Source organism: Nocardiopsis sp. N85 (assembly GCF_028882275.1).
Taxonomy (GTDB): domain Bacteria; phylum Actinomycetota; class Actinomycetes; order Streptosporangiales; family Streptosporangiaceae; genus Nocardiopsis; species Nocardiopsis lambiniae.
Window position 1 is genome coordinate 102,508 of record NZ_JARBUT010000001.1, and the last position, 11,473, is coordinate 113,980.

The 11,473-nt window shown below is 75.1% G+C and carries 2 protein-coding genes; both read left to right on the forward strand.

What is annotated here, in order from left to right; genetic code table 11:
• Nucleotides 1-121 precede the first annotated feature (121 nt).
• Complete coding sequence (locus tag PWG71_RS00490) at nt 122-8,182, forward strand: type I polyketide synthase (RefSeq protein ID WP_274807436.1); 8,061 nt, start codon at nt 122-124, stop codon at nt 8,180-8,182.
• The gene (locus PWG71_RS00495) at nt 8,169-11,471 is read left to right on the forward strand and encodes a type I polyketide synthase (RefSeq protein ID WP_274807437.1); all 3,303 of its coding nucleotides are present in this window, start codon (nt 8,169-8,171) and stop codon (nt 11,469-11,471) included. The genes PWG71_RS00490 and PWG71_RS00495 overlap by 14 nt, the downstream gene beginning before the upstream one ends.
• The last annotated feature ends 2 nt before the right edge of the window (nt 11,472-11,473 follow it).

The following is an 11,473-nucleotide window of genomic DNA, read 5'->3' on the forward strand; positions in this document are numbered from 1 at the left end:
GTTGCCCAGTGTCCGAATTTCATCACGCCCGAAACGGCGTTCTCGTGCACCTGCACGGGCAGCGTCCCGGAACGGGAGCGTGCTCGGGTCAGGCGAGGGCAGTCGAAAGGGAAGGGCAACGATGAACGGCGGACCGACCGGAGACCCTGCCCCCGGCACCTGGGACCCCATCGCCATCGTCGGCGTCTCCTGCCGGCTACCGGGGGCCGGCACCCCCGAGGCCTTCTGGCGTCTGCTCGGCGAGGGGCGCGAGGCCATCGCCGCCCCGCCCGAACGCCTCGGCGGCGGATCGCCCGAGCGCGGCCCCCACTGGGGCGGCTACCTCCACGACGCCGAGTACTTCGACGCCGACTTCTTCGGGATCTCCCCGCGCGAGGCGCTGGCCATGGACCCGCAACAGCGGCTCATGCTCGAACTGGGCCGCGAGGCGATCGAGAACTCCCGCACGGCCCCCGGCTCCCTGCGCGACGCCCGCGTCGGCGTGTTCGTCGCGGCCATCGGCTCCGACTACGCGCTCCTGCACGACCGGGGCGGCCCCGGGGCGATCACCCACCACACCCTCACCGGCACCCACCGCGGCATGATCGCGAACCGGATGTCCCATTTCCTCGGAGTGCGCGGCCCCAGCCTCACCGTGGACTCCGGCCAGTCCTCCGCCCTGGTCGGCGTGCACCTGGCGATGGAGAGCCTGCGCCGGGGCGAGAGCGAGATCGCCCTGGCCGGCGGCGTCAACCTCATCCTCGTCCCCGAGAGCACCGAACAGATCGTCCGCTTCGGCGGACTGTCCCCCGACGCCCGGATCCGCCCCCTCGACGCCGGGGCCAACGGGTACGTGCGCGGCGAGGGCGGTGCCGTCGTCGTCCTCAAACCGCTCGGCCGTGCCCTGGCCGACGGGGACCGGATCCACGCCGTCGTGCACGGCGGCGCGGTCAACCACGTCGGCGGCGACTCCTTCCTCACCAGGCCCACCGTGCGGGGGCAGGCCGAGGTCATCCGTGCCGCCCACGCCGACGCGGGCAAGGGCTCGGACCGCATCGGCTACGTCGAGCTGCACGGCACCGGCACCCCCACCGGCGACCCGGTGGAGGCCGCCGCGCTCGGCGAGGTCTTCTCGGCCGGCCGGGGGGAACCGCTGCGGGTCGGGTCGGTCAAGACCAACGTGGGGCACCTGGAGGGCGCCGCGGGGATCGTCGGCCTGGTCAAGACCGTGCTCGCCCTGGAACACCAACAGATCCCGCCCACCCTGAACTTCACCGAGCCCGCGCCCGGCATCGACCTGGACGTCCTGGGGCTGACCGTGCAGACCCGACGCGAGCCCTGGCCCGGCCACGCGCCGATGGCCGGGGTGTCCTCCTTCGGCATGGGCGGCACCAACTGCCACCTCGTCCTGGGGCCCGCTCCCGCCGACCGGTCCGCCGGCGAGGGGCCGATCACCCGCACCCTGGACCCCGTGCCGTGGGTGCTGTCGGCCCGCTCGGAGCAGGCACTGCGCGCCCAGGCCTCCGCCCTGCACGCGCACGTGTCCGCCCATCCCGGTCTCAAGGCCCACGACATCGGCTTCTCCCTGGCCACCACCCGCGACGTGTTCGAACACCGCGCGGTGGTCTTCGCCCCCGGCGACGGCGGCACCCGGGAACTGGAGTCGGTGCGCCCCGAGGGCGTCGCCTCCGTCGGCGACCCCGGGCCGGTCCTGGTCTTCCCCGGGCAGGGCGGACAGTGGATCGGCATGGGCCGCGACCTGCTGAACGCCGACGGCGTCCTGGCCGAGGCGTTCGCCGCCCGGGTCCGCGAGTGCGAACGCGCCCTGGGACCCTACGTCGACTGGTCCCTGTCCTCGGTGCTGCGCGGCGAACCGCAGGCGCCCCCGGTGACCGGCTCCCAGGCCCGGGTCGACGTGATCCAACCGGTCCTGTGGGCGGTCATGGTCTCCCTCGCCAGGGTGTGGGAGACCCTGGGGGTGCGCCCCGCCGCCGTCATCGGCCACTCCCAGGGCGAACTGGCCGCGGCGTGCGTGGCCGGCGCCCTGCCGTTGGAGGAGGCCGCCCGGATCGTGGCGCTGCGCAGCCAGGCGCTGACCGGGCTCGCCGGCAGCGGCGGCATGGCCTCGCTGGGCCTTCCGGTGGAGGAGGCCGAGGAACTCGCCCGTACCCTGCCCGACCTGCACGTCGCCGTGATCAACGGACCCGCCTCCGTGGTGGTGTCGGGTGCCCCGCGCGCGGTGCGCGAAGCGGTCGAACACTGCGTGGAGCGGGGCGTGCACGCCGCCCTCGTCGACGTGGACTACGCCTCGCACTCCCCGCACGTGGAACTCATCCGCGACCGCGTCGCCGAGTACCTGGGCCGGGTGCGGTGGTGCGCCCCCGAGGTCCCCTTCTACTCCACCCTGACCGGCGCGGAACTCGGCGACCTGCCGTTGGACGCCGACTACTGGTACGCGGGTCTGCGCAACCCGGTGCGGTTCTCCGACGCCGTCGACGCCCTGGTCGGCGACGGTCACCGGGTGTTCCTGGAGGTCGGTCCGCACCCGGTGCTCGCACACGGCCTACGGGGTTCGCTGGACCGGGCCGGGGTGTCCGGGCACGTCCTCAAGACCCTGCGACGGGGCGAGGGCGACCAGACGCAGTTGCTGAACTCGGCGGCCCGCGCCTTCACCGCCGGGGTGGACGTCGACTGGCCGCGACTGTTCGAGGGCACCGGGGCGCGCCGCACCGACCTGCCCTCCTACCGGTTCCAGCGTCGCCGGTTCTGGCCCGGGAACGCCACCGGCGCGCGCACCGGGACGACCGTCGACTGGTCGGCCGTCCCCGAGGAGGCGGAGGCGATGCCCGGGCGCACCGCCTCGGTACTGGAGCTGGTGTGCGAGAAGGCCGCCCGGGTGCTGTCCCGGGGGTCCCTGGCGCCCGGCGAGGAACAGCGCGCCTTCCGCGACCTGGGCTTCGACTCGATCATGATGCTGGAGCTGCGCGACGCCCTGGAGCGCGCCACGGGGGTCCGCCTCGGCGACACCGCACTGTTCGAGCGGCCCACACCCGCGGATCTGGCCCGGTTCCTCGCCGAGGAGCTGGGCGACGACGAGGTCACCCTGGGCGGGGGCGCCACGGCGGCCGCCGTCCCCCGGGCCACCCCGGAACCGGTCGCGGCCCCACCGGCGGCCCCCGCGGCCGCGGCCGAGGACGATCCGATCGCCATCACCGCGATGGCCTGCCGGCTGCCCGGTGGGGCGACCTCCCCCGAGGAGCTGTGGCGCCTGGTCGAGGAGGGCGCGGACGCCATCGGCGACTTCCCCGACAACCGCTTCTGGGACACGGACGCGCTCTATCACCCCGAACCCGGTACGCCCGGCCGCACCTACACCCGGCGAGGCGGGTTCCTCTACGACGCCGACCTGTTCGACGCGGACTTCTTCGGGATCTCCCGTCGCGAGGCCGACGCGATGGACCCCCAACAGCGACTGTTGCTGGAGACCTCCTGGGAGGCGGTCCACCGGGCCGGCCTCACCGTCGACGAGCTGCGCGGCTCCTCCGTGGGCGTGTTCGTCGGCGCGATGGCCTCCGACTACGGGCCCAGGCTCGCCGACCCGGCCCGCGTCGGCGACGGCGGGTACCGTCTCACCGGTTCCACCGCCGGTGTCGCCTCGGGCCGGATCGCCTACGTGCTGGGCCTGCACGGGCCGGCGCTGACCGTGGACACCGCCTGCTCCTCCTCCCTGGTGGCGATCCACCAGGCCGCCGGGGCGCTGCGTCGGAACGAGTGCGCGATGGCGTTGGCCGGCGGTGTCACCGTGATGTCCACCCCGGGCATGTTCCTGGAGTTCTCCGCCCAGCGCGGGCTGGCCGCCGACGGCCGCTGCCGCGCCTTCGGCGCCGACGCCGACGGCACCGCCTGGTCCGAGGGCGTCGGCGTGATCGTCCTGGAACGCCTGTCCTCCGCCCGCCGCGCCGGGCGTCCCGTCCTGGCACTGATCCGGGGCGGCGCGATCAACTCCGACGGTGCCTCCAACGGCCTCACCGCCCCCAACCCCGTCGCCCAGGAAGGGGTCCTCCGGCAGGCCCTGGCCACGGCCGGACTCGAACCGGGCGAGGTGGACGTCGTGGAGGCGCACGGCACCGGCACCCGTCTGGGCGATCCGATCGAGGCGAACGCGCTCATCTCCGTCTACGGCGCCGACCGGGACGAACCGCTGCGCCTGGGATCGCTCAAGTCCAACATCGGTCACGCCCAGGCCGCCGCCGGCGTGGCCGGTGTGATCAAGACCGTCCAGGCGCTGCGCCACGGCCGGCTGCCCCGCACCCTGCACGTGGACGAACCCACCCCGCGCGTGGAGTGGGAGGGGAGCGGGGTGCGGCTGCTCACCGACAACGAACCCTGGCCCGACACCGGACGGCCCCGCCGCGCCGCGGTGTCCTCGTTCGGTATCAGCGGTACCAACGCCCACCTGATCCTGGAGGGCGTCGCCGACGAGGGCGCCCCGGTGCACCTGCCGGACCTGCCCTTCCAACGGCGCCGCCACTGGGTGGAACCGGCCGCCGCGCCCGCCTCGGCCGCGTCCCCGCTCCTGGGCGAAGGGCTGGAGCTGGTCGGCGGCGACACCGTGTTCACCGGCACCGTCGGTCTCGACGCCCCGGCCTGGACCGCCGACCACCGGCTGCTCGGCCGCGCGCTGCTGCCCGGCACCGCCCTGGTGGAGGCGGCCCTGCACGCCGGCGCCCGCAGCGGCGTCCCCCGGGTCGCCGACCTCACCCTGGAGAGCCCGGTCCTGCTCTCGCGCGGCGGTGCGGTGGACCTCCAGGTCACGGTCCGGGCCCCGGACGCCGACGGCCACCGGTCTCTCACGATCCACGCCCGGCCCGCCGGGGGCGTCTGGGTCCGTCACGCCTCAGGGGTCCTCACCGCGGACTCCCCCGATACGTCCATCGCCCCCCCGGGGGTTCCCGGTTCACCGGAGGAGGAGATTTCCCGGACGGTGCCGACGGACTGGCCGGGGGAGGGCGTCGTGGACGCCGGATTCGAGGAACGGGAGGCCTACGCCGGACTGCTGCGTCGCGGGTACGCCTACGGGCCGGTCTTCCGGGGTCTGCGCCGGGTGTGGCGCAGGGTCGACGGGTCGCTGCTCGCCGAGACCGCCCTGCCCGAAGGGAGTGCCCCCGGGCCCTTCACCGGCCCGCATCCCGCCCTGCTCGACGCCGCCCTGCACGCGGTGCTGCTCCACGGCTCCCACGGCGGAGCCCCCCTGGTCCCGTTCGCGTGGAGCGGGGTCCGCTCCGCCGCGCCCGCCCGGCCGCCCCGCGTACTGCGCACCCTCCTGGAACACGTCGACGGCGACCGTTACCGGCTCACGGCCGCCGACGACACCGGAGCCCCGGTACTGGCCGTCGACGAACTGGTCCTGCGCCCCGTCGACCCCGCGGCCCTGCCGTCCGCGCCCGACGAGGAACCGGACCTGTACCGGGTGCGCTGGCAGGAGATCGACGGCCCCGGCATGGACGGCGCGGTCCCCACGGACCTGCCGTCCCTGGACGGGCCGGCCGTCGACGGCCCGGTGCCCGACGTCGTCTACGCCGAACTCCCCGCCCGCGCCGTCTACGCGGATCACGGGTCGGTGCCCGCCGCCGTGCGCGCCGGCCTCGACTCGGCCCTGACCTCGATCCGCACCTGGCTGTCGGACGAGCGGACCGCCCGCGCCCGCCTGGTCCTGGTCACCTGGCGGTCGGTGGTCACCCACCCCGCCGACCGCCTCGGCGGACTGGCCGCCTCCTCCGTGTGGGGCCTGTTGCGCTCGGCCCAGCGCGAGCACCCGGACCGGCTCGTGATCGTGGACTCCGACGGGTCGGAGGACTCCCACCGGGTACTGTCCCGCGTCGCCGAACTGGGCGAACCCCAGGTGGCGCTGCGATCGGGCCGGGTCCTGGTGCCCCGCCTGGTACCCGCCGTCGACGAGGGCGCCCTCGTTCCGCCCGGCCCGCTGTGGCGGCTCTCCGTGACCGCCCCGGGCTCCCTGGACGCGCTGACCCCTCTGCCCGCACCCGAGGCCGCCTCACCGCTGGGCGAGCACCAGGTCCGGATCGCCGTCCGCGCCGCCGGGGTCAACTTCCGCGACGTGGTGGTCACCCTCGGCATGATCCCCGACGAGCACGGCATCGGTCTGGAGGGCGCCGGGACCGTCCTCGACGTCGGCCCCGGGGTCACCGACCTGGTCCCCGGAGACCGGGTCGCCGGCATGTTCGGGTCGGCCTTCGGCCCCGTGGCCGTCGCCGACCGCAGACGTGTCGCCCGCATCCCCGAGGGGTGGACCTTCGAGGAGGCGGCCGCCGTCCCCGTCGTCTTCCTCACCGCCTATCACGCCCTGGTGGACGTGGCGGCGGTCCGGCCGGGGGAGAGCGTCCTGATCCACGCCGCCGCCGGCGGCGTGGGGCTGGCCGCCGTCCAGCTCGCCCGCCACATGGGCGCCAAGGTGTTCGGTACCGCCAGCCCGCACAAGTGGAAGGTCGCCGTCGAGTACGGGGTCCCCGGAGAGCACCTGTCCTCCTCCCGCGACCTGGACTTCGAGACGTCCCTGCGCGCCGCCAACGGCGGCCGCGGCTTCGACGTCGTCCTCAACTCCCTGAGCGGCGAGTTCGTCGACGCCTCGCTGCGCCTGCTGCGCGCCCCCGGCGGCGGTGCGGGCGTGGGCGGTCGGTTCGTGGAGATGGGCCGCACGGACGTCCGTGACGAGGCGGACGTCGCCGCCGCCCACCCCGGCCGCGGCTACCAGTCGTTCGTCCTGCCCGAGGTGGCCCCCGAACGGATCGGGCAGATGCTCGAACGGATCATGGAGCTGTTCGCCTCCGGGTCCCTGCGGCCCCTGCCGATCACCGCGCACGACATCCGCGACGTCCGCGACGCGTTCCGCTCCCTTCAGCGCGGTGAGACCATCGGCAAGACCGTGCTGCGCGTGCCCGCCCCCTTCCCCGAGGGCGCCGCGGTCCTCATCACCGGCGGCACCGGCACCCTCGGCCATCGGGTGGCCCGCCACCTGGCCACCTGGTACGGGGTCCGCGACCTGGTCCTGGTCAGCCGTGGCGGCGCCGGATCCGAGGGCCAGGACGGCCGCACCGAGGAACTGCGGGCCCTGGGCGCCCGGGTCGAGGTCCACGCCTGCGACGTCGCCGACCGCGCCTCCCTGGCCCGGCTGCTCGGATCGTTGGACCGGCCGCTCGGCGCCGTCGTGCACACCGCCGGCGTCCTGGACGACGCGACCGTGCTCTCCCTGGACGCCGACAAGATCGAGACGGTCCTGCGGCCCAAGGTCGACGCCGCCTGGAACCTGCACGAGCTCACCGTCGGCCTCGACCTGGGCGCGTTCCTGTTGTTCTCGTCGATCACCGGGACCCTGGGCTCCCCGGGGCAGGCCAACTACGCGGCGGCCAACGTGTTCTGCGACGCGCTCGCCCACCACCGCCACCAGCGAGGCCTGCCCGCCCTGTCCCTGGCCTGGGGGCTGTGGGGCGAGGCCAGCGGGATGACCGGCCACCTCGGCGACGGCGACCTGGACGCCCTGGGGCGGGGAGGTCTGCTGCCCATGGCCACCGACCGCGCCCTGGCCCGGATGGACGCCGCCCTCTACCTGGACCGGGCCGCGCTCGCCCCGGCCCTGCTCAACCTCGCCCACGCTCCCGACCTGCCGATCCTGAGCGAACTGATCGGCCCCCGTGAGGAGGGGGCGCCCGAGGAGGAGACCACCGCCCCGCCGCTGTCGGCGACCCGCCTGGCCGGGCTCCCCGACGCCGAACGCGAACGGGCGCTCGTCTCGGCGGTGCGCGAGCACACCGCCGTCGTCCTGGGCCGGGAGGTCGAGGACGCGGCCGAGGTGCCCGCCGACCGGCCCTTCAAGGAACTGGGCCTGGACTCCCTGACCGGGGTGGAGCTGCGCAACCGTCTGGGGGCCGCCTGCGGTCTGCGGTTGCCCGCCACCGTCGTGTTCGACCACCCCACCCCCCGAGCCCTGGCCCGGTACGTCGCCGACGCGCTCTTCCCCGAGACACCGGCCGACCCCGCGCAGGATCCCGTGCCCGACACCGACGAACCCCTTGAGGACAGCCGCATCGACGACATGGACGTGGAAGGGCTCTTGGACCTCGCCTTGGGCGAGGACGACGACTCCCTCATCGAAGGCGAACAGGAGACCGTTGATGGCCACCGATAGCGACCAGACCGCCAAACTCGTCACGGCCCTTCGCTCGGCGCTGAAGAAGAACGAACGCCTCCAGGAACGGCTCGACCGGGCGCCCGAACCCATCGCCGTCGTCGGACTGGGCTGCCGGCTGCCCGGCGGCATCGACACCCCCGGCGCCCTGTGGGGGTTGCTCGAACGCGGTGACGAGGTGACGGGCCCCCTGCCCGCCGACCGCGGCTGGGACCTGGACGCCCTGCTCGGCGGGGACACCGACGGGCCCCGGTCGGCCATGTCCCGGGGCGCGTTCCTGACGGACGCCGCCGCCTTCGACCCGGCCTTCTTCGGGATCTCCCCTCGTGAGGCCGAGGCGATGGAACCGCAGCAGCGCCTGCTGCTCGAAGTGGCGTGGGAGTCCCTGGAGCGCTCCGGGATCCCCCCGACCTCCCTCGCCGGTACGGACACGGGCGTCTACGTCGGCGCCATCGCCCAGGAGTACGGACCCTCCCTGTCCGAGGCCCCCGGCGACGGGTTCGCGGTCAGCGGCACCACCGCCAGCGTCGCCTCCGGGCGGTTGTCCTACACCCTCGGCCTGACCGGCCCGGCGATCACGATCGACACCGCCTGCTCCTCGTCCCTGGTGGCCGTGCACCTGGCGGTGAAGGCGCTGCGTGCGGGCGAGTGCTCCCTCGCGCTCGCGGGAGGGGCCACCGTCATGGCCCGGCCCGGCATCCTCACCGAGTTCACCCACCTGCGCGGGCTGGCCCCCGACGGTCGCTGCAAGGCGTTCGGTGCCGGGGCCGACGGCGCCGGTTTCTCCGAGGGGGCCGGGATGGTCGTCCTGGAACGGCTCTCCGACGCACGCCGGTCCGGTCACCCCGTGCTCGCGGTGATCCGGGGCAGCGCCGTCAACCAGGACGGCGCCTCCAACGGTCTCACCGCCCCCAACGGCCCCTCCCAGGAGCGCGTCATCCGCGCCGCCCTGGCCGACGCCCGCCTCACCCCCGCCGACGTCGACCTCGTCGAGGCGCACGGCACCGGCACCACTCTCGGCGATCCCATCGAAGCGCAGGCCCTCATCTCCGCCTACGGCCGCGCGCGCACCCCCGACCGGCCTCTGTGGCTCGGCTCCCTCAAGTCCAATCTCGGTCACGCCCAGGCCGCCGCCGGCATCTCCGGCCTGATCAAACTGGTCCTGACCCTGAAGCACGGGGTGCTGCCGCGCACCCTGCACGCGGACGAGCCCACCCCGCACGTCGACTGGTCCGAGGGCACCGTCCGCCTGGTGGACTGGGCCCGGTCCTGGCCCGCCACCGGGGCTCCGCGTCGCGCCGCCGTGTCCTCGTTCGGCATGAGCGGCACCAACGCCCACCTCGTCGTCGAGCAGGCCCCGGAGACGGAGGACGCGCCGGCCCCGGGCCGGGACGCCGATCCCGGTCCGATCCTGTGGCCGCTGTCGGCCCGTGGCCCCGCCGCACTCGCCGCACAGGCCGCCCGGTTGCGCGACCGGGTCGCCGACGACCCCGCCCCGGACCCGGTCGACGTCGGCTGGAGCCTGGCGACCTCGCGCACCGCCTTCGACCACCGCGCCGTCGTCGTCGGCCCCGACCGCGACGCCCTGACGGCGTCGCTGTCCGCCCTGGCGGAGCGCCGACCCGACCCCGGCGTCGTGACCGGTCGGGCCCGCGCCGACCGCCGTGTCGTCTGGGTGTTCCCCGGTCAGGGCGGGCAATGGGCCGACATGGCCGTGGACCTGCTCACCGGATCCCCGGTGTTCGCCGGGACCATCGCCGACTGCGAACGCGCCCTGGCGCCCCACACCGACTGGTCGCTGACCGCCGTGCTGCGCCGCGACCCCGGCGCGCCCTCCCTGGAACGGGTCGACGTCGTCCAACCGGTGCTGTGGGCGGTCATGGTCGCCCTGGCCGAGATGTGGCGCGCCCACGGCGTCCGCCCCGACGCCGTCGTCGGCCACTCCCAGGGCGAGGTCGCCGCCGCCTGCGCGGCCGGCCTGCTGTCCTTGGAGGACGCCGCCGCCGTGGTGGCGCTGCGCAGCCGCGCCGTCCTGGAGCTGTCGGGGACCGGGGCGATGGGCTCGGTGGCCCTGCCGGAGGAGCGGGTCCGCGCCGACCTGGCCGGACGCGACGCCGACCTGCACATCGCCGTGGTCAACGGTCCCACCTCCACCGTCGTCGCCGGCGAACCCGAGGACGTCGCCCGCCTGCTCAAGGAGTACGACGAGGGGGGCGTGCGGGTCCGTCGCATCGCCGTGGACTACGCCTCGCACACCCCCCACGTGGCCCGCCTGCGCGAGCGCGTCCACGCGGATCTGGCCGGGATCGTCTCCCGCGCCGGTGAGATCCCCTTCCACTCCTGCCTCACGGGCGCCCCGGTGGGGGAGGGGGAGCTGGACGCCCGCTACTGGTACCGCAACCTCGCCGAACCCGTCCGCTTCCACGACACCGCCAAGGCCCTCGTCGCCACCGGACACGACCTGTTCATCGAGATCGGACCGCACCCGCTGCTCGGTCCCGCCCTGGTGGAGACGGCCGAGGCCGAGGGGGTCCGCGACGCCGCCGTCGTGTCCACCCTGCGCCGGGACGAGGGCGGTCCCGACCGGTTCCGGATCGCCCTGGCCGAAGCGTTCGCGCACGGTGTCGCACCCGATTGGGCCACCGTGTTCGGCGAGGGCGCGCGCCTCGTGGACCTGCCCACCTACGCCTTCCAGCGCCGCCGTTACTGGCGTGACCCGGCCGCCGCGACCACCGCCGCGCCCGTGTCGGTGGCGGGCCCCGGACCGGAGGCCGCCGAGGGGACCTGGACCCCGCCCGAGGGGACGACCCCGGCCGAACGCACCCGCGCCGTCCTGGACCTGGTCCGGGTGGAGACCGCCGCGATCCTGGGCCACGAGGGGCCCGACGCGGTCGAACCGCTGCGCGGTTTCCTCGACGCGGGCGGCACCTCCCTGGGCGCGGTCCGCCTGCGCGACAGGCTCATCGAGCGCACCGGACTGAACCTGCCGGTGACGGTGGTCCTGGACCGGTCCACCCCCGCCGCCCTGGCCGATCACCTGGCCGGACTGCTCGACGATCGGGACGCCCCGACTCCGCTCCTGGGCGAACTGGCCCGGCTGGAGAGCGCGGTGTCCGCCGCCGAGACCGACGGGTCGGTCCCCGACGACGTCCGTCGGGAGCTGTCCGACCGACTGCGCGGCCTGCTGCGCCGCGTCGACGCCGTACCCGACCCGGACGGCCCCGACCTGGACGGGGTCGGTGATGACCAACTCCTGGCCCTCATCGACCAGGAGTTCGGGATCTCCTGAAC